Genomic DNA, 25,879 nt, shown 5'->3' on the forward strand with positions numbered 1-25,879 from the left:
CGGGGAATCATTCGTCACGAGAGGTAAGCGATGACAGCGGCCAGCGCCGGCAAGAATCTCAGGATCAACGGCGAGCGCCTGTGGGCGAGCCTGATGGAGATGGCAAAGATCGGCGCCACCGAGAAGGGCGGGGTTTGCCGTCTGGCCCTGACCGATCTCGACCGGGAAGGCCGCGATCTCTTCGTCAAATGGGCGAAGGAGGCGGGCTGCTCGATCGCCATCGACCGCATCGGCAACATCTTCGCCCGCCGGCCCGGCCGCCAGGCGGATCTTCCGCCGGTCGGCACCGGCAGCCATCTGGATAGCCAGCCGACCGGCGGCAAGTTCGACGGGGTCTATGGCGTGCTGGCCGGGCTCGAGGTGATCCGCACCTTGAACGACCTCAACTACACCACCAACGCGCCGATCGAGGTGGTGGTGTGGACCAACGAAGAAGGCTCGCGCTTCGCCCCCGCCATGGTGGCCTCCGGCGTGTTCGCCGGGGTTTTCACCGAGGAATACGGCTTGAGCCGCAAGGACCTCGACGGCAAGACCATGGGCGAGGAGCTGCAGCGCATCGGCTATGCGGGCGACCTCAAGGTCGGCGGCCGCGGCTTCGGCGCCTTCTTCGAGGCCCATATCGAGCAGGGCCCGATCCTGGAGGCGGAGAAGAAGACCATCGGCGTGGTCCAGGGCGCCCAGGGTCAGCGCTGGTACGAGGCGAATGTCACCGGCCAGGAGGCCCATGCCGGTCCGACGCCGATGCGCCGCCGCAAGGACGCGCTGCTGGGGGCCTCGCGCATGGTGCAAGAGGTGAACCGCATCGGCCTCGCCTACCAGCCCTTCGCCTGCGCTACGGTCGGCTTGATGCAGGTGAGCCCGAACTCGCGCAACACCATCCCGGGCAAGGTGTTCTTCACCATCGACTTCCGCCATCCCGACGACGCCACGCTCGGAAAGATGGACGGCGAGATGAGAGCGGCGACCAAGCGCATCGCCGACGAGATCGGCCTCGCCCTCGAGCTCGAGCAGATCTGGTATTCGCCGCCGGTCGCCTTCGACCAGAAATGCGTCGAGGCCGTCAGCAAGGGTGCGGCCACCCTGGGCCTTCCCAGCATGCAGATCGTGTCGGGCGCCGGGCACGACTCCTGCTACATCGCGCGGGTCGCCCCCACCGGCATGATCTTCGTGCCCTGCGAGGACGGCATTTCCCACAACGAGGTGGAGAACGCCGAGCCGGCGGACATCGCGGCCGGGTGCGATGTGCTGCTGCACGCCATGGTCGACCGTGCCAACGCGCTCTGAGCCGGCCGGCTGAGGTGCAGACCGGGCGCATGGCGGCCGCTTCAAGGATCGACCCCGCAGACGCATCGGCGCCGCTCGCCATCGACATGCACGGGTTGTCGCTCACCTACGATGCGGGCGGCAGCGCGGTGGCCGCACTCGCCGACATCGATCTTGCGGTTCGCGCCGGCGAGTTCGTCACGCTGATTGGACCGTCGGGATGCGGCAAGACCACCTTGATGCGGGTGATCGCCGATCTGACGCAGCCGACCGAGGGTCGGATCAGCGTCAACGGCATGAGCCCGGCCGAGGCGCGGCTGGCGCGCGCCTATGGCTATGTGTTCCAGGCTCCGGCGCTCTACCCCTGGCGGACCGCGCGCGCCAACGTGATGCTGCCCTTGGAGATCCTGGGCATCACCCGCGAGGAGCGTCAGGCGCGCGCAGGGCGCTATCTGGCCATGGTCGGACTCGACGGCTTCGAGGACAAGTTCCCCTGGCAGCTCTCCGGCGGCATGCAGCAGCGGGTCTCGATCGCGCGCGCGCTCAGCTTCGAGCCGAAGCTCTTGCTGATGGACGAGCCCTTCGGCGCCTTGGACGAGATCACCCGCGACCATCTGAACGAGCAGCTCCTCCGGCTCTGGGAGCGCACGGGCAAGACCGTCATCTTCGTCACCCACTCGATCCAGGAGGCGGTGTTCCTGTCGAACCGCATCGTGGTGATGTCGCCGAGGCCCGGGCGCATCGTCGATATCATCGACAGCCATTTGCCGCCGGACCGGCTTCTGGACGTGCGCGAGACCGGCGAGTTCCTCGAGATCGCCCATCGCGTGCGCTTGGCGCTGCGCGCCGGCCACAGCTATGACTAGCCCGGCGCTTGCCACACGTCCGGATCCGGCGGGCTCGGCTCTGTTGCCGCGCTGGGCCCAAGAGCGGGCGCTGCCGCTCACGACCGTATTGGCCGCCCTCACCCTCCTCTGGTATCTCGCCGCCATCTGGCTGAACGCAGACTTGGCCGAGCAGAAGCTGTCGCGATCGGCACCGACTTGGACGACTGCCGAGCTCATCGACACGGCCTGGTCGCTCGATCGTCCGGTGCTGCCCACACCCGATCAGATCTGGGCGGAGTTCGCCGACTCCGTCTTCAATCGCGAGGTGACTTCGCGCCGCAGCCTCGTCTATCACGCCACGGTGACGGCCTCGGCCTCGATCATCGGCTTCGGCCTCGGCATCGCCTTGGGCGTGCTGCTGGCGGTCGGGATCGTGCACCAGCGCACGCTCGATCGCAGCCTCCTGCCCTGGATCATTGCTTCGCAGACCGTGCCGATCCTCGCCATCGCGCCGATGATCATCGTCGTGCTCGCCAGCCTCGGCATGACCGGGCTGCTGCCGAAGGCGGTCATCTCCATGTATCTCTGCTTCTTTCCGGTGACGATCGGCATGGTCAAGGGCTTGCGCGCACCCGACCCGCTCGAGCTCGACCTCATGGCGACATATTCCGCCTCCCCTCAGCAGGTCTTTTGGAAGCTCCGCTGGCCGTCCTCCCTCTCCTATCTCTTCGCCTCCCTCAAGGTCGCAATCGCCATCAGCCTGGTGGGCGCCATCGTCGGCGAGCTGCCGACAGGCGCCCAGGAGGGTATCGGGGCGCGGCTCCTGAGCGGCTCGTATTACGGCCAGACCGTGCAGATCTGGGCGGCGTTGCTGATGGCCTCGCTCCTCGGCCTGGTCCTCGTCGCCGCGGTCGGCGGGGCGGAACGCGTGACCCTCTCCCGGATGGGAGGGCGGCGATGACCCGTCCGAGCATCGCCGCTTCGCTCGCTTTGCTGGCCCTTTCCTTCGCCTTTCCCGTCGGCGAGGCGGCGGAGCAGTCCATAGGCTGGGGCTCGCAACCGGAGCTCCTGCTGGCCGCGCTTGTCCCGGTTGCGGCCGCGATCGCGCTTGCCGCCTTTCGCCGGCAAGCAGCGGTGATGGGCGGGCTCGCGGCCGGCGGTGCCGCGATCGGCGTGGTGGCGCCGCTGGCGCTCTTGCAGGCCGGTGCCACCGTCGGCTGGGCGCCGGGGTTCTGGCTCTATGTCGCCGGTCTCCTCGTGCTTGGCTGGCAGGCGCTCGAGCATCTATCGGAGGCAAGAGCCCCCGCTTGGGTCGGCACGCTCTTGGTGCCGGGCCTCTTTGGCCTCATGGTGCTCACTCTCTGGCAGGTGCTGGTGGATGCATTCGCGATCCCCGCCGTCCTGCTGCCCGGCCCGGCCAGAGTGGCGCAAGCGCTCGCCGGCAATCTCGGCCTCTTTTGGCAGGACTTTCGTCAGACCTTCCTCAAATCGGTGCTGGCGGGATTCGCCTTCGGTTCCGGCGGCGGTTTCCTCGTCGCGATCCTGGTGGAGCGGAGCCCGTTCCTTGAGCGCGGCCTTTTGCCGCTGGGCTCGCTGGTGAGCGCCATACCGATCGTCGGCGTGGCACCCATCATGGTCATGTGGTTCGGCTTCGACTGGCAGTCGAAGGCGGCCGTGATCGTGGTGATGACCTTCTTTCCGATGCTGGTGAACACCTTGGCCGGCCTCCATGGCGCGGGGGCGATCGAGCGCGACCTCATGCGCTCCTATGCGGCCGGATACCGGCAGACCCTCTTCAAGCTCCGGCTGCCCGCAGCACTCCCCTTTATCTTCAATGCGCTCAAGATCAACTCGACCCTGGCGCTGATCGGCGCGATCGTGGCCGAGTTCTTCGGTACGCCGGTCGTCGGCATGGGGTTCCGCATCTCGGTCGAGATCGGCCGCATGAACCTCGACATGGTGTGGGCAACCATCGCGGTTGCGGCACTCGCGGGCTCGATGTTCTATGGCATCTTGGCGCTCCTGGAGCGGGGGCTGACCTTCTGGCACCCCTCCTACCGCGAGCAGGTTCGGTGAGAGATTTCGGTTACGAGGCACAGGGAAGGACAAGCACATGAGAAAATTCGCGATCTTGGCGGGCGCGGCGGTCGCGTTCGCCAGCCTCCAGGCGGAGGCGCAAGACAAGCTGACTTTGCAGCTGAAATGGGTGGCGCAAGCGCAGTTCGCCGGGTACTTCGTGGCGAAGGACAAGGGCTTCTACAAAGACGAGAAGCTCGACGTCACCATCAAGCCGGGCGGCCCCGACGTCGCCCCCCCGCAGGTGATCGCCGGCGGCGGCGCCGACGTGGTGATCGATTGGATGCCCTCGGCCCTGGCAACCCGCGAGAAGGGCCTGGCGCTGGTCAACATCGCCCAGGTGTTCAAGCGCTCCGGCATGATGCTGACCTGCCGCAAGGACAGCGGCATCAAGACGACGGCGGACTTCAAGGGGAAGACGCTGGGCGTGTGGTTCGGCGGCAACGAGTATCCGTTCCTCTCCTGGATGGACAAGCTCAACTACAAGATCGGCACCGACATCACCGTGCTGAAGCAGGGATTCAACGTCGATCCGATCCTGCAGAAGCAGGCCGCCTGCGTCTCCACCATGACCTACAACGAATATTGGCAGGTGATCGATGCCGGCATGAAGGCGGACGACCTGCAGGTGTTCAAATACGAGGATCAGGGTGTGGCCACCCTCGAAGATGGCCTCTACACGCTCCAGCCCAAACTCAACGACCCGGCCATGGTCGAGAAGCTCGCGCGCTTCCTCCGCGCCTCGATGAAGGGCTGGGACTATGCGATCAAGAACCAGGCCGACGCGGTCAAGATCGTGCTCGACAACGACACGACCGGCGCGCAGAAGGCGCCGCATCAGACCCGGATGATGGGCGAGATCGCCAAGCTCGTTGCCGACCAGCCGAAGGGCCTGGGCTATCTCGAGCCCGATGACTTCGAGCGCACGGTGGCCGTGCTCTTGAAGGGCAGCTCCGATCCGGTCATCACCAAGAAGCCCGACGGCGCCTGGAGCCATGCGGTCTGGGACAAGGCGTTCAAGAAGTAAGGCTGAAGACCCTCACCCTCCCACGCTGCCGCGTGGGTCCCTCCCTCTCCCGTGGTACGGGAGAGGGGCCCTCCGACTCCCTCTCCCGCCCGGGGAGGTCAAGGAGGGGGTGATCCTCACCCCCTCCTAAAAGTCCACCCCCAGCGGGAGAGGGCCGGGGTGAGGGTCGTTTCTTTTCGTTACTCCGCCGCCCGCCGCGGCACCGCGCGGGGCGCCTTCAGGCGGGATTGCTTTTGCACCGCTTCGAAAACCGCCGGGAAGGTCGGCCGCGGAATGTGGCGGCCGGCGCCCTTTTTGGCGTCAAGCTTGCCGTCGGCCCACACCACCTCGCCCTGGGAGATCGTGCAGGCGGCAATGCCCTGCACGGTCAGCCCTTCGAAGATGTTGGCGTCGACCTTCTGGTGATGGGTCTTGGCCGAGATGGTGCGGCTCGACTTCGGATCCCACAGCACGATATCGGCATCGGCACCGAGACTGATCGAGCCTTTGCGCGGATAGATGTTGAAGATCTGAGCGGCGTTGGTCGAGGTCACGCGCACGAATTCGTTTGCCGTCAAACGCCCGGTGTTGACCCCGTAATGCCAGAGGATCGCCATGCGATCCTCGATGCCGCCGGTGCCGTTCGGGATCTTGGTGAAGTCGTTACGCCCCGCCGCCTTCTGCGGCGCGCAGAAGCAGCAATGGTCGGTGGCGGTGGTCTGCAGATTGCCCGATTGCAGCCCGCACCATAAGGCCGCCTGGTGCTCCTTCGCCCGGAAGGGCGGGCTCATCACATGGGCGGCCGCCACGTTCCAATCGGGATGCTGGTAGACCGAGTCGTCGACCACGAGGTGGCCGGCCAGCACCTCGCCGAAGACCCGCTGGCCCTCATTGCGGGCCCGCGTAATCGCCTCCAGCGACTCCTTGCAGGAGTTATGGACGATATAGAGCGGCACGCCCAAGACCTGGGCGATGCGGATGGCGCGATTGGCGGCCTCGCCCTCCACGGCGGGCGGTCGCGACAAGGGATGACCTTCCGGACCGGTGATGCCGGCCTTGATCAGCTCCTTCTGCAGATGGAAGACGAGCTCGCCGTTCTCGGCATGGACGGTGCAGAGGGCGCCCAGCTCCCGGGCCCGGGTGAAGCTGTTCACCAGCACCTCGTCCTCGGCCATGATGGCCCCCTTGTAGGCCATGAAGTGCTTGAAGCTGTTGACGCCGTGCTGCTTGGTCAGGATCCCCATGTCGCGGTGCACGCTCTCGTCCCACCAGGTGACGGCGACGTGGAAGGAATAGTCGCCGGCCGCCTTCTCCGCCCAGCCGCGCCACTTCTTGTAGGCGGCCAACAGATTCTCCTTCGGAGCCGGGATGACGAAGTCGATGATCATCGTGGTGCCGCCGGCAAAGCCCGCCGCGGTGCCGGAGAAGAAGTCCTCGGAGGCGGTCGTGCCCATGAAGGGCAGCTCCATATGGGTGTGCGGGTCGATGCCGCCCGGCATCACCAGGAGCCCGCCGGCATCGACCACCTTGGCGCCGGACGGAGCGTCGATCTTGGGCGCGATCGCCTTGATCAGGCCCTGATCGGCCAGCACATCGGCCCGATAAGTCTGGTCCGCGGTGACCACCGTCCCGCCGCGAATGAGCGTCGCCATGTCTCCGCCTCCTTCGTCTGTCTGCGTGTCTTGCTCTTACTTATTGTCATGCCCGGACTTGATCCGGGCATCCATCCTAGCGTCGTAAGATGGATTGCCGGGTCAAGCCCGGCAATGACGAATTTTAGGATCCTAGGGCTTCCGCCGGTCGAGCTGGCGGGCGAGCTCGGCCTCGTTCGCGCGCATGAGCTTGCCATCGCGCACCAGCACCGCCCCGTCGACGATGACGTCGCGCACGCAATGGGGGCCCATGGAATACAGCAGGTTGGCGGCGAGGTCGTGGCGCGGATTGGCCGAGAGACGCTTCAAGTCGAGGACCACCAGATCGGCGCGCTTGCCGGTCTCGATGCTGCCGACGACGCGATCGAGACCGAGCGCGCGGGCCCCCTCGATCGTCGCCATCCTCAGCATGGAGGTAACCGGCAGGGCGGCCGGGTCGTCGGCCTTGAGCTTGCCGACCAAGGCCGCCAGCCGCGTCTCCGCCAGCACGTCCATGGCGTTGTCGCTGGCGGCCCAATCCGTGCCGATGCCGATGGCAACTTTACCGGCGAAGCGAGAGAGCTGGATGGTGCGCCCCTCGATCTTGATGTTGCTGCCGGGACAATGGGCGATCGAGATCTGATGGCGCGGCCAGGCCTCGATCTCCGCCTCCTCGAGATAGAGGCAATGAGCGGCGACGACATGCGGGCCGGTCAAGCCATTCTCGAGGAGGGAGGCGAGCGCGCCGGAATAGCCGCGGGCGCGGAGCTGAGCCACCTCCGCCTCGTTCTGCGCCAGATGCACGAAGACCCGGGATCCGAGCCGTTCGGCGGCACCGGCGCAGCGGCGCAAGAGCGCATCCGAGCAGGTATTGGGCGCATGGGGCGCGATGCCGGCGCTGATGCGGGCCGCGGGGCTCGCCCCCCAGCGCTCGAACACCGCATCCGAGGTACGCCAGTCCGCAGGCCCCTGGCCTTCCGTGAGCGTCGGCCCCAGGACCGCGCGAATGCCCGATTGCTCGATCGCCACGCCGATCCGGTCCATATAGCCGAAGCGGTCGGCGATGCAGGTGACGCCATGGAGCAGGAGCTCGTGGCAGGCGATGCCGGCGGCGAAGACATAGTCCTCGACGCCGAGCCGGTCCTGGCGGGGCAGCGTGTAGTACTCGGACCAGAAGCTGCGGGGCTTGTCTTCGGCCACACCGCGCAAGATGCCAGCGCAGCAATGGGTATGCGCATTGACGAAGCCCGGCACCACCAAGGCATCGCTGCAGTCGATCACCTCCGCCTCGGCGGCACGCTCGCTCCCGGGCGGGGTGATGGCGATAATGTCGGTGCCGTCGATGTGGAGGTCGGCCGCATCCAGGAACCGGTCGCCGGCGTCCATGGTGAGCACGGCCGCACCCGACAGCACCAGCGTCATATCGCCTTCGGCCGGTCGGCGACCGCGGGATGATCGTCCTTACTTACATAGTTCGGCCCGACCCCGCCGGGAGCGCCCCAGCCGGTGACCTCTGGACCGAAGAACTCGGCATTCACCGCCTTGAACGGACGCTCGGCTTCCGGCAGATCGTCCTCGTCGTAGATCGCCTCAACCGGGCAGACCGACAGGCAGACACCGCAATTGATGCACTCATCGGGCTGGATGTACATCATGCGCCCGCCCTCGTAGATGCAGTCGACGGGGCAGACATCCTGGCAGGCGCCGTCCTTGACGTCGATGCAGGCCGAGGCGACGACGTAGGTCATGCGCCTACAGGCCCCGCCATTGTGGCCGGCGCTTCTCCTGGAAGGCGCGCACGCCCTCCTCCTGGTCGGATGATTTGAGCGCGGCCATGAGCTCGGGCAGGCGCAGCGCCTGCGCCTCCTGGGGAGAGAGCTTGCTCCCGGCCTTGACCATGCGCTTGATCGCCCTGACCGACAGGGGCGCGCAGGCGAGGATGTCGTCGACCCAGCGCCCGACCGCTTGGTCCAGCTCGGCCGCCGGCACCACCTCGTTGACCAATCCCATGCGGAAGGCCTCCGCCGCGGCGATGCGCCTTCCGGTCAGCAGCATCCCCATGGCCAGGACATGGGGGATGCGGCGCGGCAAGAGCGCGATACCGCCATCGAGCGCGAGGCGCCCGACGCGCGGCTCCGGCAGGCCGAAGCTCGCATGCTCGGCGGCAACGACGATGTCGCAGCCCAGCACCATCTCGAAGCCGCCGCCGACGGCATGACCGTTGACCCGGGCGATGACCGGTACATTGAGCGTGTCGCGGAGCGCGATGCCGCCGAAGCCGCCCGGGCGCGGGGCCGCCCAATAGTCGAGGCCGGAGACGCCGTTCGCCGCCTTCATGTCGGCCCCGGTGGAGAAGGCGCGCTCGCCGGCACCGGTCAGCACCACGACGCGGACGACGCGGTCGCGCTCGATCTCTTCCCAGAGCCGGATCAGCTCCGCCTCGGTCTCCTGGTCGACCGCATTCATCCGCTCCGGTCGGTCGATGGTGATGCGGGCGACCCCGGCTTCGAGCGCGTAGCGGACGCTCACGACAGCACCTTCTCGGCGGTGAGGCGGTCGATGCCGGCCGCATCGTAGCCGAGCTCCCGGAGGATGGCGGCGTTGTGCTCGCCCAAACCCGGCGGCGGGCATCGGAGCTGGAAGGCCGAAGCGTCCATGTGCAGCGGCGTGCCGATGAGACGCATCGGTTCGTTGCCGCCGCCGGTACTCGGGCGATCGAACGCCACCACCATGCCATTTGCCTGGGTCTGCTCGTGGTCCAAGGCCTCGGGCAGATTCTGCACCGACGCGCAGAGGAGATCCTGCTCCTCCAGGCGGGCCAGCCAATGGGCCGTGGTGTTGCTGGCGAAGCGCTCGCCGAAGCGCCGCTGCAGCTCGGATTTGTGCTGCATCTGGCCGGCGAATTTCGCAGTGCGCGGATCGGCGGAGAGATCCGGCAGGTCCAAGGCCTTGCAGATGTCCCGGAGCGGGTTGGCTTTGAAGGCCCCCACCAGCACCAAGGCGCCGTCGGTGGTGGCAAAGACGCCGGTCAGCGGGAAGGCGCCCCAATTCAGCTCGCGGCGGCGCTGCAGCCACATCGCCGCCTCCTGCATCTGCATCGCCAGCATGGAATCGTAGAGCGAGACCGAGACCTGCTGGCCCTTTCCGGTCTGACCGCGTTGCAGGAGTGCCAGCAGGATGGCTTGCACCAGATGCATGCCGGCGGAGTAGTCGGCGAGTGCCGTCGCATAGATGGAGTGCGGCAGCTCCTCGTTGGATTTCCGCGCCATCACCCCCGACAGCGCCTGCGCCAGAACGTCCTGACCGCCCTTGTGCGCGAGCGGCCCCGCCTGGCCGAAGCCGGAGCCGAAGGCGCAGATGATGCGGGGATTGATCCGGGCAAGATCGGCATAGCCGAAGCCCATGCGTTCCATCACGCCGGCACGGAAGTTGTTCACCACCACGTCGGCGGTCTTGATGAGATCGTAGACGATCCTCTTGCCGGCCTCGTTCCTGAGGTCGATCGCGAGCGAGCGCTTGTTGCGGTTGAGGCTGCGAAAGACCGGATTGTCGAGGCCGTCGGGGTCGTCGGCGATCGAGGTGCGCGACAGGTCGCCGCCGCCGGGCCGCTCGATCTTGATCACGTCGGCACCATAGTCGGCCAGCATCTGGGTAGCGCAGGGACCCATCATCACCTGGGTGAAGTCGATGACCCTGACGCCGGCGAGGGGCTGCGCCATGCCGTTTGACGGATGCTGGCTCATGCCGCCCTCTCCGCCTCCTCGGGGCCGGCATTGGCGGCCGGCACGTCCCCGGGGTCGGCACCCTGGGCCTTCAGCTTCGCCTGCAACGCCTTGACGTCGACGCGGTCGACGGTGATGCCGGCGGCGAGCGCCATGCTGGCCGCGAGCCCGGTTGCCTCGCCCATCGCCATGCAGGGCGGAATCTCCCGGGACATGCGCTGGGCGGCCGACGTGGCCGAGTAGTGGCGCCCGGCGACCAAGAGCTGCGCCACGTTGCGCGGCAACAGCGTGCGATAGGGATAATAGTAGTCGCGCCCGCGGGCGACGCTGTCGCGGAAATGCCGGCGGTTCATGACGTCTTCCTTGGTCATGACATAGACGCCGTCCAAGAGCCGGGTCTGGCGGATGCCGAGCTGGGGTGCCACGTCGATGACATAGGCATCCCTGAAGCCCGGCAGCTTGCCGCGCACGAACTCCACCAGTGCGGCGATGCGGTGCCTGCCCTCGAAATCGGCCCGGGTAAGATCCTCGATCTTGAGCCCGTCATAGCCGGTCATGTGCGGGCAATTGCACCAGACGATGCCGGGCAGCGGCGTCTTCAGCCACCACTTGTCCCAGGAGCCGCCGAGTACTTTCTTGGCTTCGCGGTCGATGGCATTGAAGGCTTCCGGCTCGCCATACTCGAAGCGCTCGGCCTCCTCGGTGTCGACGCCGCCGAGGCGAAACACCGTCGTCACCATGAAGCTGCCCACGGTAAAGGGTGCCCCGGCCGAGGCGGCGACATCGAGGTCGCCGGTGGCGTCGACGACCACATCGCCCATCACCGCCTGGCGTCCTTCCTTGCCGTCGACGACGACGCCGGCAATGCGTCCATCCTCGACGATCGCCTTGGAGAACCAGCTATGCAGCCGCAGCTTGACCCCGGCTTCGGCGATCATGTCGTTGGAAACCCGCTTGAAGCCATCGGGGTCGAAGGCGGCGGCATAGCAGATCGGCTGCGGCTTCGCCCGCGAGGTGAAGTCGAACACGCCCCAGCGCGACCATTTGCGCCACATGGCGGGATCGGAGCGGCGATCGGATTCCGGCGGCGCCACGGCGAGGCCGAGGCGGTTGAGGCGATCGATGAGCTCGGCGCAAAGCCCGCGGACGCTGATCTCGGCGCCGTTGCACATGTCGTCGAGCACCAGGACCATGCCCCCCGAGGCGAGCCCGCCCAGATAGGGATAGCGCTCCAAGAGAACGACCGAGAGGCCGTTGCGGGCACCGGAGACGGCGGCTGCGATACCCGCCGGCCCGCCGCCGACCACCACCAGATTGGCGCGGGCCGCGACGGGCACGCGCTCGTTCGTCCGTTCGATGATGCTGTCGCTCGCTGTCATTGCTGGACTCCTTGTCCCCTAGTCGGTTCGACGCCTCAGCCGGCGGCGGGCACGTTCCATCGGACGACGCGGCGCTCGATGTAGGAGATCACCCCGAAGAACAAGGCCGAGAAGGTCGAGCCGACGACGATGGTGGCGTAGAGCAAGGCCGAGTCGAAGTTGTAGGTCGCCTGGATGATGAGGGCGCCGATGCCGTTGTTGGAGCCGATCCACTCGCCGACGATGGCGCCGATGACCGCGGTGGAAGCGGCGATCTTGAGCGCCGAAAAGAGATAGGGCAGCGCGTTCGGCACCCTGAGCTTGAAGAAGATCTCGCGCTGGCGGGCCGAGAGCACCTTCATCAGCTCGAGCGCCTGCGGGTTCACGTCGCGCAGGCCCCTGGTCATGTTGACCAGGGTGGGGAAGAAGCAGATGAGCGCCGCAATGGCGATCTTCGGCTCCATGCCGTTGCCCAAGAGGAGGACCAGGATCGGCGCCTTGGCCACGACCGGGATGGTGTTGATCATGACCGCGATCGGGAAGAAGGCCTCTTCGACCAGCTTCTTCTGCACGAACACGGTGGCGATCAGGATCGCGGTGAGATTACCGAGGAGAAACCCAAGCACGGCCTCGATCGCGGTGGGCAGCAAATTCGCCATCAACAGATCGAAGCGGGCGGCCAGCACCTTCAAGACCGCCACCGGCGAGGGCGCGATGAACGGCCTGATGCCGAAATACGCGACCGCCCACCACCAGATGAGGAGGAGTGCGATCACGGCGGCGACCGGCAGCAGGCGCTCGCGCCAGACCAGCAGGCGCTGCCGGGCCTGGAATTCCGCCTGCGCGGCGGCGTCCTCGACGAAGGGCAGGCTCGGGTCCAAAGTGCGGTCGGTCATCAGCAGGTCTCCAGCACGCGGCGCAAATGGCCCACGAGGCGCACGAACTCGTCGGTCTCGCGCACCGGCAGCCGGCGCGGGCTCGGCAGCTCGACGGCTACCAACTCCCGCACTCGGCCCGGACGCGCGGCCAAGAGCAGCACCTCCTGGGCGAGGAAGGCCGCCTCGTAGATGGAATGGGTGACGAAGATCACCGTGGTGCCGGTCGAAGCCCACACATCCAGGAGCTCCTCGTTCAGGCGGTCGCGGGTGATCTCGTCAAGGGCGCCGAAGGGTTCGTCCATCAACAGGAGCTTCGGCCCCGAGACCAAGGCGCGGGCGATGGCGACCCGCTGGCGCATGCCGCCCGACAGCTCGTGGGGATAGGCATGCTCCCAGCCGGAGAGGCCGACCATCGCCAGGAGCTCGGTGGGCGAGCGGGCCCCCTCGCGGGCCCCGCCGCCGCCCACCTCCAGCGGCAGCATCACGTTCCCAAGCGCGGTGCGCCAGGGCAGCAAGGCCGCGTCCTGGAAGACGAAACCGATGTCGCGGTTCATCCGCGCCATCGCCGGACGGTCGCCCAGCACGCGGAGCGAGCCCGAAGACGGCTGCACCAGATCGGCGATGACGCGGAGCAGGGTCGACTTGCCGCAGCCGGACGGCCCGAGCAAGGTCAGGAAGCTGCCCCGCTTCACCGTGAGGCTCACATCGCTCAACGCCGTGACCGAGCCGCGCTCGGTCACGAAGCGCACGCCCACCCCCTCGCACCGGACGGCGTCCTCGACCGGGGCGGACGGGGCGACGCGCGCGCCCGCGATCGCTTCAACCGAGGGACTCATCGCGAGCGGATCCCGCAATAAAACATGCAGCCCCCTCTGACTCCCTCTCCCTTGGGGAGAGGGCTGGGGTGAGGGGCAGACGTGCCGCGAGCCATCTGCCGCCAGACCTTGCGCAACCGCTTCCCCTCACCCCGACCCTCTCCCCAAGGGAGAGGGAGCCCGAGGAGCGGACCCCAAGGGAGAGGGAGCCCGAGAAATGGCATGCGCCGCTATCCCAGCTTCGGCCGCGCGTCCTTGGTCGCCTCCAGGATGCCGGTGGTCATCACCTCGGCCAGCTTCGGCGGCCCCGCCGAGAACTGCTTCAGCTGGTCGTAGAGGTCGATCTGCTCCTGCCAGACATTGGGCTCGAAGGTGCCCCACCCTTTCATCTTGGTCGAGCCGGTGAAGACGAACTTGTTCAGGACAGGCACGGCTTCCAGCTCGTCCGGCTTGACCAGGTTCGGATACTCTTTCAGCAGGAGCTCGACCGATTTCTCGGGGTTTTGGTAGGCGTAGGCCCAGCCGCGCGCCGCAGCCCGGGTGAAGCCCTGGACCATGCCGGGGTTTTTTTGCAGCGTATCCTGGGTCGCATAGTAGGGCAGCGCGTAGAGCTTCACCCCGTGATCCCAGAGCCGCATGGTGACGAAGTTGTTGCCGAGTGCGCGCAAGGTCGTGGTGTTGGTGATCCAGCCGGTGACCGCGTCGACCTGGCCGGTCATGACCGGCGTCAGCTCCGAGCCGATGACCACGACCTCGACATCCTTCTCGGCGATGTTCTGCTTCTTCAACAGGGCGGTGAGCAGGATCTTGCCCGTCGCCTGGATGCCGATCTTCTTGCCGATCATGTCCTGGGGCGTGCGGATCGGCTTGGCGGGCAGCGAGAAGAACGCGTAAGGATGCTCTTGCGCGCCCACGGCGAAGCATTGCACCGGGATTTTCTGCGAGGCCGCCAGCATCAAGGACGGGCTCGAGGAGACCTGGCCCAGCTCGAAGCGTCCGGAGGCGACGATGGCCACACCGTCGATGTTGGGTCCGCCCGGCTGGATGGCGAGGTTGATCTTCTCTTCCTCGAAGTAACCCAGCTGCTTGGCGACGATCTCGCCCAGCTGATTGTCGCCGGCGAGCCAACCCAGCTGCAAATTGACCGTGGCGGTCTTGGCCTGGGCGTGGACGAAGCGCGGCATGCCCGCGAGCGCCAGCCCGGTCGCCGCCCCGGCCGTCTTCAGCACCGCACGACGCGAAAGCCGATTCCTCTTGATCATCGGTGACTCCCCTGTTCGGAAGAGTGATGGGTCGATTGGGCTCGACCCGAAGAGACGACCGCCTCGCGCCCGCTTCTGCCCGGCGTCATAGGCCAGCGCCCGGGCTTTCGCCCGGGGGCATTGTGCGGGCTCGGCCATGCTCTCGAAAAGCAGAGATTTTCGCCTGTGGTGATGCTATTTTGGCATCATCTGGGGAGTGCCGGAACGCCATGCATGCCGCGGTGCTGCGCTATGTCGACGAGGTCGCCCGGCTGGGCTCGATCCGGCGGGCGGCGGCGCTCCTCAACATCGCCTCCTCGGCGGTCAACCGGCAGATTCTAAAGCTCGAATCCCAAATCGGCACGCCCTTGTTCGAGCGGCGGCGGAGCGGGGTCAAGCCGACGGCGGCCGGCGAGGCGCTATTGCGCCACATCCGCGAAACCATGACCGATTACCAGCGCACCCGGGCCGAGATCGCCGGCCTTTCGGGCGCGGTCACCGGCGAGGTCAGGATCATCGCGCTCGAATCTCTCCTCCTGCGGTTCATGCCGCTCGCCATCGAGGAGCTGTCGGCCCGCTATCCCGACGTCACCTTCACCGTGCTCTCGGTGGATCCGAGCGGCATCGCCGAGGAGCTGCGCTCGGGGCGCAGCGACTTTGGCGTCTTGTTCGTGGACAAGCGCCATCGCGGCATCGACGTGGCCGCCGAGATCCGCACCTCGATCGGCGCGGTGATGGCCCCCAGCCATCCGCTGGCCGGCCGCCGAAGGCTGACCTTGACCGACTGCGCCGCCTACCCGGTGGTCATGCTGCATGACCGCTGGCTGCTGGATGCCATCATGGCGACCGAGTTCGCCAAATCCGGAGCCCGCCTCAGCCCACGGATCATCTCCAACTCGACCGAGTTCATGCGCCAGGTGATGCTGGCCGGGCTCGGCATCGGCTTCTTCACCCCCGTCGGCTTCATCGAGGAGATCCGCCGCGGCCAGCTCGTGCATGTGCCCTTGGCCGAGCCCCGGCTCGGCGACAGCCAGATCGGCATCCTGGTGCCCAGGGCCAAGCGCCTGTCGCCGCCGGCGCGGCTCGCCCTCGAGCATATCGGCCGGCGCCTGAAAGAGTTTGCGGGCGAGCTCGCGAGCGCACGGCCGACGCCCGCCGACGTGCCTCGGAGCCGCGCCAGCGCAACGCGGCGCCCGATGGCGAAGCTCGCCCGACCGGGGGCACCCTAGTCAACGCTGCCGTCGGATGCCGCAGGGGGCAAGATTCGGCGCCGCTTCACGCCGTGGCCCTCTGCGACAATCGGCAGCCGTGTAGAGCCTGCGGCCGCCCGCCTATAGTCTAGCGATCGCGTCGGCGATCGGCCGTATCGGAACTGCCGCCGTCGCCCATACAATCCTTGGGGGGGACCAATGGGCAAAAAGCACAAAAAGACCAAGCACGACAAAAGAATTGGACGGCCGAAATCGGGCAAGCCGGCGGCGGTGGCAACCCAGGTGCAGGGCGAGCTGGCGCGCAACGTCAAAGAGAAGGCCCGGGTCGAGGAGGCCTGGAAGATCATCGGCCGCCCCGCGCGGCGCAAGCCCGCAAAAGGGTACAAATACATCGACGAGCTCGTCCATTTGCAGTTCGAGCTGATCAAGCTGCAGGAGTGGGTTCGCGTCCAGGGCCTGAGGGTGGCGGTCCTCTTCGAGGGTCGCGACGCCGCCGGCAAGGGTGGGGTGATCAAGCGCATCAGCGACTCGCTCAACCCGCGCATCTGCCGCATCGTCGCCCTCGGAACGCCAACTGAGCGCGAGCGCGGTCAGTGGTATTTCCAGCGCTACGTCGCGCAGCTGCCGGCCAAGGGCGAGATCGTGCTCTTCGACCGCAGCTGGTACAACCGGGCCGGCGTCGAACGGGTCATGGGGTTCTGCACGGACGAAGAATACGAGGAGTTCCTGCGCTCCTGTCCGATGTTCGAGGACATGCTGATCAGGTCGGGCCTTCATCTCGTCAAGTATTGGTTCTCGGTCAGCGACAAGGAGCAGGAGAAGCGCTTCCGCGAGCGCGTGCGCAATCCCATCAAGCGCTGGAAGCTCAGCCCGATGGATCTCGAGTCGCGCAAGCGCTGGGTCGAATACTCCAAGGCGAAGGACATCATGCTCGAGCACACGGACACCAAACGAAGTCCGTGGTGGGTCGTCGACGCCGACGACAAGAAACGCGCCCGGCTGAACTGCATCGAGCATCTCTTACAGCGGATCCCCTACCGCGACATGATGCCGGTTGAGATCGAATTGCCGCCGCGCCAATCCGACACGGGATACAAGCGGCCGCGCAAGTCGACCCAACGCTTCGTGCCGTCGCTCTATTAGCCCTAGGAGCGCCGCCGCCGCTTCGGCAGGAGGATCGCCATGGCATCCGAAGTCGACCGCGCCCCCGGAGATGAAGACGGGACGCAATATGCCCATGTCGATCGCCAGCTCGCGGCGAAGAGCTACCGGGCGCTGCACAGCCGGGCACGGACGTGGCCTCTCACCATGCGCCCGGCCAACCGCTGGGACTGGTTCATGGCGGCTCTGGGTACGGCGATCCTGGTCGCCATCCTCATCGTCAATCTGATCTAGACCCTGCGGCTCCCCTATTGATCGGCGGCCGGCCGGGGTCTATAAGCCTGCGCTCCGGCACGGGGCGTAGCTCAGCCTGGTAGAGCGCTTGCTTCGGGAGCAAGAGGCCGGAGGTTCGAATCCTCTCGCCCCGACCATTCCTCGCAAGGACCCTTGCCGGCCCAGCCGGAGCGTCATGGGCCGCAGGGGCCCTTCGGCATCACCGAACGATCGCGTGCCACCGCCCAGGTCTATCTATGCTGCTCGCCGCGGGACCAGACGGCTGATCTGCTTCCCGACGGCATCGCGAGCCAGCTCGAGGTCATACTGCGCCTGCATGCCGATCCAAAACTCGGCCGTGGTGCCGAAGTACCGCGCCAGCCGCAGCGCCGTATCGGGCGTGATCGCGCGTTTTCCGCGAACGATCTCACCGAGCCGAGCTTGGCCGATCTTGAGCGCCTTCGCCAGCGCGTACTGGCTCATACCCAAGGGCTCCAAATAGTCACCCTGAATGACCTCGCCCGGATGCACTGGCGGGAACGCCTTACGACGCTTATTCGTCATGGTAATCGCAGACCTCGACATCGTAGGCGTCTCCATCGTGCCAGCGAAAGCATACCCGCCATTGGTCATTCACCCGAATGCTGTACTGGCCCCGTCGCCTGCCCCTTAGGGCCTCCAGCCTGTTCCCGGGTGGTGATCGCAGGTCACCGAGCAAACGAGCATTGTTCAATTGCAGCAACTTCCGGTTCGCGACCCGGAGAATGTCGACCGGAACGCCTTTGGCGGGTTGGCGCCGCCAAGCTGCCTCGGCTAGGAGGTTCGCGAAGGATCGGATCACTCCGAGATAATACTATCGGCTCCCGATAGCATTGGCAACATGACCATCGGCTGGGAAGCGACCTTCGATCCTCGTCTCCGGCACGGCGCGCAGCTCAGCGTTCCGGCGGCAAGATCTCCTGCACGCACACCTCGCCGATAAGGTGCTCGCGGCGTATGTCCTTGAGGTGAGCGCGCTTCTGCTCGGCCGTCAGCGAGGCTCCGACCCCTTGCGTCATCGCCAGCACCACCGAGCGGTCGCTCATATCGAGCCAGAAGCTGCGCCGGACCAGCTTGCCTTCGCCGTCGCGGACGAAGGGATCGTTGGTGCCGGCGCTTAAATCGGGTTTGTAGAATTCGGGCATGGGCTCTTCTAGCACGGTTGGCGCGTCCTCACCTCAGCTCCAGTCGATATAGGGGCCGAGGCCGCGTTTCTTGATTTGGCCGCCGATGATCGCCCGCTGGATCTCCGACGTGCCCTCCCAGATGCGGTCGACGCGAATGTCGCGGTAGAGGCGCTCGACCGGGTTCTCGCGCATATAGCCGCGGCCGCCCAGGATTTGCAGCGCCCGGTCGACGACCCGTCCGGCCATCTCCGAGGCGTAGAGCTTCGCCGCCGAGGCGCGGGCATGCACCAGCTTGCGGTCGAGGCCGCGGTCGATCTCGGAGGCCACGCGATAGACCAGGCTCTTGGCCGCCATGATCTCGACCGCCATGTCGGCCAGCATGAACTCGATCGCCTGAAACTCCCGGATCGGCCGGCCGAACTGCTGGCGCTCGGCGGCATAGGCGTTGGCGGTCTCGGCCGCGCGGATCGCCGCCCCCAGGCAGTTGGCGGCGATCTGCAGACGCGCCTCGACGAACCAGTCCTTGGTGAGCTCGAGCCCCTCACCTTCCCTGCCTAAGATCCTGGATTGGTCGAGCTCGACCTCCTCGAAGAGGAATTCCGGGTGCTCGAACACATAGGTGTGCATGAATTTCGGCACCCGCTTGACGCTGACGCCGGGCAAGGACTTGTCGACCAGGAACAGGGTCGGCCGGTTGGCGTCGCCGTCGACATGGGCGTGCACGATGAGGTAGTCGGCAACATCGCCGCTGGTGACGAACCACTTCTCGCCGCTGAGATAGTAGCGGTCCTGGCGCCGTCGTGCCGTGGTCTTGACCTGACGCGGATCGGAGCCGGCTCCGGGCTCGGTGATGGCGTAGGCGCCGCGGCGCCTGCCTTGGCAGCTTGGCACGAGATAGTCGCGGACCTGCTCCGGCGTGCCGCGCTTCAGTGGCAGCGCCGGGTGCCAAACCACCGCCCAGAGCGCGCCGGTGGCCTTGCCCAGCTCCTCGTTGACGAGCGTCTGCTGCAGGATGGAGAAGCCCTGCCCGCCATGCTGGCACGCATGGTTGACGGCATTGAGACCATGATCGATGACTGCCTGCTTGAGCCTGGCCTTGGTTGCTTCCGGCAGGTGGCCATTCAGCTCGAGCTCCAGCTCGACCGGAAACAGCTCGGTCTCGGCGAACCGGCGCGCCCGCGCCTTCAGCTCCAGATCGGCCTTGTCGATGCTCAGATCCATCATCCTCTCCCCCAGTACCGACTTTCGCAGAAAGTCGGTACTGGTCGCTTCAAATGAGCAGCTGATTCACGCGCAATTTCGCGAGTCGGCCACGACCCGCGAAATTGCGCGATCAGGTGCTTACCGCGTTCGGCACCACCAAGGCGTCCACCACCACGGCACCCTTCGGACCGGCGATAACCGGGTTGGCATCGATCTCGGCGACACGGTCCCCGAAATCGGCCGCCATCGCCGAGAAGCTGGCGATCAGCCGCGCGAGCCCATCGACATCGGCGGCCAGGCGACCGCGGGCACCGGCCAGCAGCCGCATGAGCGGCTCCAGCCGTTCCAGCGCGCGGCGCGCGGTCGCTTGACCGAAGGGTGCCAGCTCATGGGTCACGCACCCGATCACTTCGGCCAGTACGCCGCCCATGCCGATGACGACCACCGGCCCGAACTGCGGATCGAGCTTCATGCCCAGCATCACCTCGACCCCGGGCGCGGCCATGGCGGCGATGAGGACACGGGGGCCGAGCCGCTGGGCCATGTCGTCATAGGCGGCGCGAAGCCGGGGGGGATCGGCGAGGCCGAGCCGGACACCATCGGCATCGGTCTTGTGCATGATGCCTGGTGCCGCGGTCTTGAGCGCCACGGGATATCCCAGCGCCGCCGCGGCGGCTTCAGCCGAAGCGGCGGTCTCGGCCAGGCGAAAATCGATGGTCGGGATGCCGTAGCTCGCCAGGAGGGCCAACGACTCCGCCTCCTCGAGCGGAGCGTACTGCGTCCATGGCCGCCCCGCAGTCTGTGCTGCCGGAGGAGCCAAATCATCGGCGCGCGACAGGTAATCGCGATACGCCAAGAGATGGCGGATCGCCTTCAAGGAGGCGGTCGTGCCGTCCAGCACCGGGATGCCGAGCGCATCGAACTCCCGCACGATCGCATCGTGGCGAAGCTGGGTGTAGCTGGTGGCGATCGCCACCGGCTTGGTGGTCGCGCCGATGAGTCGCTTGTGCGCCTCGAGATAGCCCTCATGCACGTAGTAGCCGGTTCTGAGGTCGGCGAAATGCACCAGGAGGGCGGTGTCGGGATCGTCGTGCAGCGCCTTCATGCAGTCATGGAATACGCCGACGAAGTCGCGGCCGGTGCCCCAGGCATCGAGCGGATTGCGGGGCTCGAGCCCGTGATCCAGCCTCGCCGCCAGTGCGGCCCGTGTCCCTTCGCCGATCCCAGCAAAGGGAATGCCGTTGTCCGGTGCCAGGTCGGCGATCATCTCGCATTCGCCGCCGGAATCGAGAATGGCGCCGAGGCCGCCAGGAGCCGCCGGACGTCCTTGCTGGAACAGGAGCAGGCTCGCCGCCAGCTCATCGACGGTATCGACACGCAGCACGCCGTAGCGGCGAAAGAGCGCGTCATGGGCCGCATCGTCGCCGGTCAAGGCGCCGGAATGGCCGAGCGCCATGCGCTTTGCCGCCTCGGTGCGGCCCACCTTCAAGACCACGACCGGCACCCGGGCCCGTGCCGCCTTGTCCAAAGCCGCCACAAAGCCGGCGGGATCGCGCACCGCTTCGATGAAGAGACCGATGACCCGGGTGCTCTCCAGCTCCAGGGCATAGTCCATGTAGTCGGCGACGGAGGTCACCAGCTCCTGGCCGGGCGAGACGCAGATGTTGAAGCGGAAGCGCGGATCGTTGTGGGCGAGCGCGCCGAAGATCGAGCCGGAATGGCTGATGAAGGCAATGTGGCCCGGACGCGCCTCGCGCTCGGCCGGGAAGCCCACGGCCCAGAAGCGATCGGCATCGTTGTAGAAGCCCATGCAATTGCCGCCGCAGATCGCCATGCCCGCCGCCTTGGCCTTGGCGGAGAGCCGCTCCAGCAAGGGCGGCGTCCCGTCATTCTCCAGATAGAGGCTCGCAAAGATCGTGGCGGCTGGCACCCCGTGCCGGATCGCATCGTCGAGGGCCGCCTCCAGTCCGGCATTGGCCACACTCAGCACCACATGGTCGACGGGTTCGGGCAGTGCCGCCAGCGAGGGGTAGCAACGAAAGCCCTCGACGCTGTCGTATTTCGGGTTGACCGGATAGACCGCACCTTCGAAACCGCCGCGCCTGACCATGCGCAGCATGTCGTTGCCGGGCGAATTGGGCCGCGGGCTCGCGCCGAGGAAGGCGACGGCGCGGGGCGACAGCAGCGGGGCGAGCCTATGCGGCTTCATGCGGAGGCAAGGTCGTGGGACCAAGACGGAGAGGGAGGCCCGCCGCAAGGCAAGGCGACGGGCCTCGCAGGGACGCGGGATCAGCCGAGCAGCATCTTGTTCCAGTCTTCCTCGTACTTGCTCATATAGACGCCGGCTTGCTCGTCGCTGAGCAGCATCATGTTCTTGAGATTGTCGGGATGCATGACGAGCTGCCTCGCCTGCTCGGGTGTCGCCTTCTTCGCTGCCGCTTCCAGCACCGGTCCGTAGACGCCGATGCCGAGCAAGCGGGTCTGCGCCTCTTCGGTCAAGGCCGAGTTCAGGATCTTCATCGCCAGATCCTTGTAGGGTGTCCCCTTGGTCACCACCCAGGCGTTGCCCCAAGCGATGCCGTCCTTCCAGGTGAAGTCGATCGGCGCCTTCTCCTTCAGCGCGTCGAACAGCCGGCCGCTCCACACCGAGCACATCGCGAGCTCGCCTGAAGCCAGAAGCTGCGGCGGCTGCGCGCCAGCCGTCCACCACACGTTCACATGCGGCTTGATCTCGGCCATCTTGGCGATCGCCTGCTTGGCCTTCTCGGGCGTGACCGGGTACATCTCGGACTCCTTGACCCCGGCCGCCAGCATCGCCGCCTCGTAGTTGTAGTACATGAGCTTGTAGAGGCCGCGTGCGCCCGGGAAGTTCTTCACGTCCCAGAAGTCCTTCCAGGACTGCGGCCCCTTGCCGTTCGGAAAGGCCTTGCTGTTCCACGCGATCAGCGTGGCGCCGGTGCTGGTGTAGACCCCATGGGTGTGCACCCAGCGCTTATCGACGGTCTTGGCGTTGGGGACGAGGCTGTAGTCGATCGGCTCCAGGAAGCCCTGGTCGCGGCCGATGAAGATGCTGCGGCCGCCGACATCGACCAGATCCCATTCCACCGCTTTGGCCTCCGCCATCGCCTTGATCTTCGCCTGGGTGGTGGGCGATGCGTTGACGATCTGCGTACCGAAGAGCTTTTCGGCAGGATCCATGAAGGCGTCCTTCTCCATGGCCGAAAGCGCGCCGCCCCAGGAGCAGAAGGTGAACGGGCGGCCCTGCGCCGCGAGAGGCCTGAGCCCCAGCGCCGCCGCACCGGCAGCGGTACCGGCAGCGCCCAAGAACAGCCGACGTGTAATCATGTCATGCCTCCCCTTTCGAGATCGTTTCCGCGCGCGACAGGGCATCGTCAGGCAAGATGCGAACGTCGTCGGGGGCCCACTCGATGCCCACCGTCCCGCTCGGGATTTGGCCGTCGCCGGCGAGGCGACGGCAGAGAATCATCTGACCATGGGGCAGGCGCAGGCGCAAGGTCACGAGGCCGCCCAGATAGATGCTCTCCTCCAGAACGGCGGCGACGGTGCCGGCGGTTTCCGTCACCAGCCGCACCGACTCGGGACGGATGAGGGCGACCGCGGGGCCTTTCCGAAGGCCGTCGGCGGCGATGCCGTCGATCTCGCGCGCTAGTCCGTCGAGCCGGATGCGCGCCCGGCCGCGACCGACCTCCGTCACCATGCCGCTGAGCAGATTGGACTCGCCCAGAAACCCGGCAACGAAGGCGCCCTGCGGTTGGCGGTACAGCTCTTCCGCCCGGCCGAGCTGCTCGATCGCGCCCTCGCGCATGATGGCGATGCGATCCGACATGACCAGGGCTTCCTCCTGGTCATGGGTCACGTAGATCGTGGTGCGCCCATGCTCGCGATGCAGGCGGCGGATCTCCAGCTGCACATGCTGGCGGAGCTGGCGGTCGAGAGCGGCAAGCGGCTCATCCATGAGCAGCACATCCGGCTCGATCACCAGTGCCCGCGCCAAGGCGACGCGCTGCTGCTGCCCGCCCGACAGCTCGGCGATCCGGCGCCTTCCATAGCCTTCGAGCCGGACCAGCTCGAGGGCCGTGTCCGTCCGGCGTTTGCGCTCCGCACCTGGAGTGCCGCGCGCGCGCAAGCCATAGGCGACGTTGTCGGCCACGGTCATATGCGGGAACAGCGCATAGTTCTGGAACACCATGCCGACATTGCGCCGGCGCGGCGGCAATTCGGTCACGTCCCGTTCGCCGACGATGACGCGTCCGCTCGTGGGTGCCAGATAGCCGGCGGCGATGTTGAGCAAGGTCGTCTTGCCCGACCCGCTCGGCCCCAGCAATGTCAAGAACTCGCCGGCGCGAACCTCGAGCTCGGTGGCGAGCAGCGCCCGCACCGCGCCGAAGGAGCGCGATACACCGGCGAAGCGGATCGACTGGCCCCGGCCGCTCATGGGGGGGCACTCATGGACTAGCGCTTGCTCCAGCCCGGGGCGCGGCCAGGCGGAATAGGACGAACAGCACCACCGTCACCAGGATCAAGAGGGTGGAGGCGACCGACAAGATCGGGGTGAATTCAAGGCGAACCACCTCCCACATCTTGACCGGCAGGGTCTTCGTCTGGACGCCGGCGAGGAAGATGGAGAGCACGACCTCGTCGAATGAGGAGATCAGCGCGAATACCGCCCCACCCAGCAAGCCGGGCAGGATGGTCGGCAAGGTGACGGTCAGGAACACCCGCGCCGGCGAGGCGCCCAAACCTTCGGCCGCGCGCAACCAGCTGGGATCGAGCGCGCGCAGGCTGACGCTCACATTCAGCACCACGAACGGCATGCATATGAGCACATGGGCCAAGGCCAAACCGCTCAAGGTGCCGGTCAGCCCCCAATAGCGCCCGATATAGTAGAGCGATACCGCCAGCACGATGACCGGCACGATCATCGGACCGAGGATGAGCCCGAGCAGGATCGCTCTCAGCCTGCCGGTCATTCGCGCCAGGCCGAGTGCGGCGGCGGTGCCGAGGGCGACCGACACCAATGCTGCGATCGTGGCGACCTCGATGCTGGTTGCGAGCGAGGTCAGCCATTCGCGATCGGCGAAGAAGCGAAGATACCAGCGCGTGGACCAGGTCTCGGGCGGCAGCCGGATGAACGAGCCGTAGTTGAAGGAGGCGGGCACCACGGCGAGGATCGGCAGCAGCAGGAAAGCGAGCACGCTCGAGCCGAAGACGTGCACGGAAGCGCGCGCGAACCGCCCCTCTCCGGACATCAGCGCGCCTCCAGGGCGGCATCGAGCTTGACGAACCTGGTGGCGCAGGCGAGCAGCGCCAGGATCGCCACCAGCAGCAGGATCGAGGCGGCGCCCGCCAGCGGCCAGGCCAGGCGTTCGTTCACCAGGTTCTCGATCAGCATGGCCACGGTCATGTTGTTGGGCCCGCCCAGGAGCGCCGGCGTGACGAAGAAGCCGAGCGACAGGAGGAAGACGAAGGTCGCCGCGGTGCCGATGCCGGGCATGGTCAGAGGCAGGTAGACTCTGGCGAAGGTGAGAAAGGGCGAGGCGCCGAGCCCGTCGCTCGCCTGCAGCAATCGCTGGTCGACCCTGAGCATGCCGGCATAGATCGGCAGAATTGCGTAGGGCAGCAGCACATGGACCATGCCGATGAGCACGCCGGTATTGTTGAAGAGCAGCGTGACCGGCTGAGCAATGAGGCCCACATCCACGAGGGTGCGGTTCAACGGTCCGTTCTTCTCCAGGAGCAGGATCCAGGCGAAGGTTCGAATCAAGACGCTGATCCAGAGCGGGAATAGCACGCCGTAGACGGCTAGGGTCAGCGCCAATCCCTTGAGCCGCGCCAGCATGTAGGCGGTGGGATAGCCTAAGAGAACGGCGATCGCCGTCACCGTCGCTGCCAACACCAAAGTGCCGCGGAAGACCCGGAGATACAGCCACGAGCCCAAGATCTCCCAATATGTGGAGAACGGGCCGTCGGGCGCGGACAGACTCAGCTTCAAGAGCAAGCCCAGCGGCACCAAGAATGCGGCGGAGAGAAAGATGACGGCCGGCGCCAGCAGCGCCATCGTGACCAGACGCCCGCGCGCCGCCGCCG

26 protein-coding genes and 1 tRNA gene are annotated in these 25,879 nt (G+C 66.7%); 9 read left to right on the top strand and 18 right to left on the bottom strand.

Going from position 1 to position 25,879, the window contains the following annotated elements; all coding sequences use genetic code 11:
• Window positions 1-30: 30 nt before the first annotated feature.
• Genes HY058_11430 through HY058_11450 form a run of 5 tightly spaced genes read left to right on the top strand, consistent with a single transcriptional unit; the run spans window position 31 to window position 5,193 of the window.
• Complete coding sequence (locus HY058_11430; protein MBI3497905.1) at window positions 31-1,284, top strand: Zn-dependent hydrolase; 1,254 nt, start codon at window positions 31-33, stop codon at window positions 1,282-1,284.
• A gap of 29 nt (window positions 1,285-1,313) precedes the next feature.
• Complete coding sequence (locus HY058_11435; protein MBI3497906.1) at window positions 1,314-2,129, top strand: ABC transporter ATP-binding protein; 816 nt, start codon at window positions 1,314-1,316, stop codon at window positions 2,127-2,129.
• Window positions 2,122-3,051, top strand: coding sequence for an ABC transporter permease (locus tag HY058_11440; GenBank protein MBI3497907.1), 930 nt, complete (start codon window positions 2,122-2,124; stop codon window positions 3,049-3,051). The genes HY058_11435 and HY058_11440 overlap by 8 nt, the downstream gene beginning before the upstream one ends.
• Complete coding sequence (locus HY058_11445; GenBank protein MBI3497908.1) at window positions 3,048-4,166, top strand: ABC transporter permease; 1,119 nt, start codon at window positions 3,048-3,050, stop codon at window positions 4,164-4,166. The genes HY058_11440 and HY058_11445 overlap by 4 nt, the downstream gene beginning before the upstream one ends.
• A 37-nt stretch (window positions 4,167-4,203) precedes the next feature.
• Window positions 4,204-5,193, top strand: a complete 990-nt coding sequence (locus tag HY058_11450; GenBank protein MBI3497909.1) for an ABC transporter substrate-binding protein — start codon at window positions 4,204-4,206, stop codon at window positions 5,191-5,193.
• Window positions 5,194-5,372: 179 nt separating this feature from the next.
• Here the strand turns inward: HY058_11450 and hydA are convergent, their stop codons facing one another.
• The 9 genes from hydA to HY058_11495 all read right to left on the bottom strand — a co-directional run bounded on the left by hydA (window position 5,373) and on the right by HY058_11495 (window position 14,838).
• Window positions 5,373-6,824: a dihydropyrimidinase gene (hydA, locus tag HY058_11455; protein ID MBI3497910.1), complete on the bottom strand. Its 1,452-nt coding sequence runs from the start codon at window positions 6,822-6,824 to the stop codon at window positions 5,373-5,375.
• A 132-nt stretch (window positions 6,825-6,956) separates the two neighbouring features.
• The gene (locus tag HY058_11460; GenBank protein MBI3497911.1) at window positions 6,957-8,225 is read right to left on the bottom strand and encodes an amidohydrolase family protein; all 1,269 of its coding nucleotides are present in this window, start codon (window positions 8,223-8,225) and stop codon (window positions 6,957-6,959) included.
• Window positions 8,222-8,551 (bottom strand): 4Fe-4S binding protein, encoded by a 330-nt coding sequence (locus HY058_11465; GenBank protein ID MBI3497912.1) that lies wholly within the window; start codon window positions 8,549-8,551, stop codon window positions 8,222-8,224. Before HY058_11465 ends, HY058_11460 begins: the two co-directional genes overlap by 4 nt.
• A gap of 4 nt (window positions 8,552-8,555) precedes the next feature.
• Entirely contained in the window at window positions 8,556-9,332 is a 777-nt protein-coding gene (locus tag HY058_11470) for an enoyl-CoA hydratase/isomerase family protein (protein MBI3497913.1), read from the bottom strand.
• Window positions 9,329-10,522, bottom strand: coding sequence for a CoA transferase (locus HY058_11475; protein MBI3497914.1), 1,194 nt, complete (start codon window positions 10,520-10,522; stop codon window positions 9,329-9,331). Before HY058_11475 ends, HY058_11470 begins: the two co-directional genes overlap by 4 nt.
• Window positions 10,523-10,542: 20 nt before the next feature.
• Window positions 10,543-11,904 carry an FAD-dependent oxidoreductase gene (locus HY058_11480; GenBank protein MBI3497915.1) on the bottom strand — a complete coding sequence of 454 codons (1,362 nt, stop codon included), beginning with the start codon at window positions 11,902-11,904 and terminating at the stop codon, window positions 10,543-10,545.
• A 35-nt stretch (window positions 11,905-11,939) separates the two neighbouring features.
• On the bottom strand, window positions 11,940-12,779 hold the full coding sequence (locus HY058_11485) for an ABC transporter permease (GenBank protein ID MBI3497916.1): 840 nt from the start codon (window positions 12,777-12,779) through the stop codon (window positions 11,940-11,942).
• Window positions 12,779-13,597, bottom strand: a complete 819-nt coding sequence (locus tag HY058_11490) for an ABC transporter ATP-binding protein (protein ID MBI3497917.1) — start codon at window positions 13,595-13,597, stop codon at window positions 12,779-12,781. The genes HY058_11485 and HY058_11490 overlap by 1 nt, the downstream gene beginning before the upstream one ends.
• Window positions 13,598-13,806: 209 nt before the next feature.
• A complete protein-coding gene (locus HY058_11495) occupies window positions 13,807-14,838 on the bottom strand; it encodes an ABC transporter substrate-binding protein (GenBank protein MBI3497918.1) in 1,032 nt (343 codons plus the stop codon).
• Window positions 14,839-15,047: 209 nt separating this feature from the next.
• On the opposite strand from HY058_11495, the gene HY058_11500 reads away from it, so the two are divergent.
• The 4 genes from HY058_11500 to HY058_11515 all read left to right on the top strand — a co-directional run bounded on the left by HY058_11500 (window position 15,048) and on the right by HY058_11515 (window position 17,560).
• Window positions 15,048-16,046, top strand: coding sequence for a LysR family transcriptional regulator (locus HY058_11500; protein MBI3497919.1), 999 nt, complete (start codon window positions 15,048-15,050; stop codon window positions 16,044-16,046).
• Window positions 16,047-16,322: 276 nt separating this feature from the next.
• Window positions 16,323-17,171, top strand: a complete 849-nt coding sequence (gene ppk2, locus HY058_11505; protein MBI3497920.1) for a polyphosphate kinase 2 — start codon at window positions 16,323-16,325, stop codon at window positions 17,169-17,171.
• 39 nt (window positions 17,172-17,210) lie between these two features.
• The gene (locus HY058_11510; protein MBI3497921.1) at window positions 17,211-17,423 is read left to right on the top strand and encodes a hypothetical protein; all 213 of its coding nucleotides are present in this window, start codon (window positions 17,211-17,213) and stop codon (window positions 17,421-17,423) included.
• 60 nt (window positions 17,424-17,483) lie between these two features.
• Window positions 17,484-17,560: transfer RNA gene (locus tag HY058_11515), tRNA-Pro, on the top strand.
• 97 nt (window positions 17,561-17,657) lie between these two features.
• On the opposite strand, the gene HY058_11520 is transcribed toward HY058_11515, so the two are convergent.
• The 9 genes from HY058_11520 to HY058_11560 all read right to left on the bottom strand — a co-directional run bounded on the left by HY058_11520 (window position 17,658) and on the right by HY058_11560 (window position 25,859).
• Window positions 17,658-17,966, bottom strand: a complete 309-nt coding sequence (locus tag HY058_11520; protein MBI3497922.1) for a HigA family addiction module antidote protein — start codon at window positions 17,964-17,966, stop codon at window positions 17,658-17,660.
• Window positions 17,956-18,243, bottom strand: coding sequence for a type II toxin-antitoxin system RelE/ParE family toxin (locus tag HY058_11525; GenBank protein ID MBI3497923.1), 288 nt, complete (start codon window positions 18,241-18,243; stop codon window positions 17,956-17,958). Before HY058_11525 ends, HY058_11520 begins: the two co-directional genes overlap by 11 nt.
• A gap of 94 nt (window positions 18,244-18,337) precedes the next feature.
• The gene (locus HY058_11530) at window positions 18,338-18,586 is read right to left on the bottom strand and encodes a hypothetical protein (GenBank protein MBI3497924.1); all 249 of its coding nucleotides are present in this window, start codon (window positions 18,584-18,586) and stop codon (window positions 18,338-18,340) included.
• A gap of 33 nt (window positions 18,587-18,619) precedes the next feature.
• Entirely contained in the window at window positions 18,620-19,789 is a 1,170-nt protein-coding gene (locus HY058_11535; protein ID MBI3497925.1) for an acyl-CoA dehydrogenase family protein, read from the bottom strand.
• 112 nt (window positions 19,790-19,901) lie between these two features.
• Window positions 19,902-21,980 (bottom strand): acetate--CoA ligase family protein, encoded by a 2,079-nt coding sequence (locus tag HY058_11540; protein ID MBI3497926.1) that lies wholly within the window; start codon window positions 21,978-21,980, stop codon window positions 19,902-19,904.
• 80 nt (window positions 21,981-22,060) lie between these two features.
• Complete coding sequence (locus HY058_11545; GenBank protein MBI3497927.1) at window positions 22,061-23,116, bottom strand: ABC transporter substrate-binding protein; 1,056 nt, start codon at window positions 23,114-23,116, stop codon at window positions 22,061-22,063.
• Between the two features lies 1 nt (window position 23,117).
• Window positions 23,118-24,227, bottom strand: a complete 1,110-nt coding sequence (locus tag HY058_11550) for an ABC transporter ATP-binding protein (GenBank protein MBI3497928.1) — start codon at window positions 24,225-24,227, stop codon at window positions 23,118-23,120.
• 10 nt (window positions 24,228-24,237) lie between these two features.
• Entirely contained in the window at window positions 24,238-25,041 is an 804-nt protein-coding gene (locus tag HY058_11555; protein MBI3497929.1) for an ABC transporter permease, read from the bottom strand.
• The gene (locus tag HY058_11560; GenBank protein MBI3497930.1) at window positions 25,041-25,859 is read right to left on the bottom strand and encodes an ABC transporter permease; all 819 of its coding nucleotides are present in this window, start codon (window positions 25,857-25,859) and stop codon (window positions 25,041-25,043) included. Before HY058_11560 ends, HY058_11555 begins: the two co-directional genes overlap by 1 nt.
• Window positions 25,860-25,879: the final 20 nt, after the last annotated feature.

The sequence above is a fragment of the Pseudomonadota bacterium genome, from assembly GCA_016195085.1.
In the GTDB taxonomy this organism is placed as follows: Bacteria; Pseudomonadota; Alphaproteobacteria; order SHVZ01; family SHVZ01; genus JACQAG01.

Excerpts from the sequence above, each read along its gene's own strand:
- HY058_11540 (MBI3497926.1), bottom strand. The coding sequence starts at position 21,980 with ATGAAGCCGCATAGGCTCGCCCCGCTGCTGTCGCCCCGCGCCGTCGCC.
- HY058_11545 (MBI3497927.1), bottom strand. The coding sequence starts at position 23,116 with ATGATTACACGTCGGCTGTTCTTGGGCGCTGCCGGTACCGCTGCCGGT.
- HY058_11460 (MBI3497911.1), bottom strand. The coding sequence starts at position 8,225 with ATGACGCTGGTGCTGTCGGGTGCGGCCGTGCTCACCATGGACGCCGGC.
- HY058_11550 (MBI3497928.1), bottom strand. The coding sequence starts at position 24,227 with ATGAGCGGCCGGGGCCAGTCGATCCGCTTCGCCGGTGTATCGCGCTCC.
- HY058_11500 (MBI3497919.1), top strand. The coding sequence starts at position 15,048 with ATGCATGCCGCGGTGCTGCGCTATGTCGACGAGGTCGCCCGGCTGGGC.
- HY058_11480 (MBI3497915.1), bottom strand. The coding sequence starts at position 11,904 with ATGACAGCGAGCGACAGCATCATCGAACGGACGAACGAGCGCGTGCCC.
- HY058_11520 (MBI3497922.1), bottom strand. The coding sequence starts at position 17,966 with ATGACGAATAAGCGTCGTAAGGCGTTCCCGCCAGTGCATCCGGGCGAG.
- HY058_11495 (MBI3497918.1), bottom strand. The coding sequence starts at position 14,838 with ATGATCAAGAGGAATCGGCTTTCGCGTCGTGCGGTGCTGAAGACGGCC.
- HY058_11485 (MBI3497916.1), bottom strand. The coding sequence starts at position 12,779 with ATGACCGACCGCACTTTGGACCCGAGCCTGCCCTTCGTCGAGGACGCC.
- HY058_11445 (MBI3497908.1), top strand. The coding sequence starts at position 3,048 with ATGACCCGTCCGAGCATCGCCGCTTCGCTCGCTTTGCTGGCCCTTTCC.
- HY058_11475 (MBI3497914.1), bottom strand. The coding sequence starts at position 10,522 with ATGGCGCAGCCCCTCGCCGGCGTCAGGGTCATCGACTTCACCCAGGTG.
- HY058_11450 (MBI3497909.1), top strand. The coding sequence starts at position 4,204 with ATGAGAAAATTCGCGATCTTGGCGGGCGCGGCGGTCGCGTTCGCCAGC.
- HY058_11440 (MBI3497907.1), top strand. The coding sequence starts at position 2,122 with ATGACTAGCCCGGCGCTTGCCACACGTCCGGATCCGGCGGGCTCGGCT.
- HY058_11435 (MBI3497906.1), top strand. The coding sequence starts at position 1,314 with ATGGCGGCCGCTTCAAGGATCGACCCCGCAGACGCATCGGCGCCGCTC.
- HY058_11510 (MBI3497921.1), top strand. The coding sequence starts at position 17,211 with ATGGCATCCGAAGTCGACCGCGCCCCCGGAGATGAAGACGGGACGCAA.
- HY058_11490 (MBI3497917.1), bottom strand. The coding sequence starts at position 13,597 with ATGAGTCCCTCGGTTGAAGCGATCGCGGGCGCGCGCGTCGCCCCGTCC.
- HY058_11430 (MBI3497905.1), top strand. The coding sequence starts at position 31 with ATGACAGCGGCCAGCGCCGGCAAGAATCTCAGGATCAACGGCGAGCGC.
- HY058_11555 (MBI3497929.1), bottom strand. The coding sequence starts at position 25,041 with ATGTCCGGAGAGGGGCGGTTCGCGCGCGCTTCCGTGCACGTCTTCGGC.
- HY058_11535 (MBI3497925.1), bottom strand. The coding sequence starts at position 19,789 with ATGGATCTGAGCATCGACAAGGCCGATCTGGAGCTGAAGGCGCGGGCG.
- hydA (MBI3497910.1), bottom strand. The coding sequence starts at position 6,824 with ATGGCGACGCTCATTCGCGGCGGGACGGTGGTCACCGCGGACCAGACT.
- HY058_11530 (MBI3497924.1), bottom strand. The coding sequence starts at position 18,586 with ATGCCCGAATTCTACAAACCCGATTTAAGCGCCGGCACCAACGATCCC.
- HY058_11465 (MBI3497912.1), bottom strand. The coding sequence starts at position 8,551 with ATGACCTACGTCGTCGCCTCGGCCTGCATCGACGTCAAGGACGGCGCC.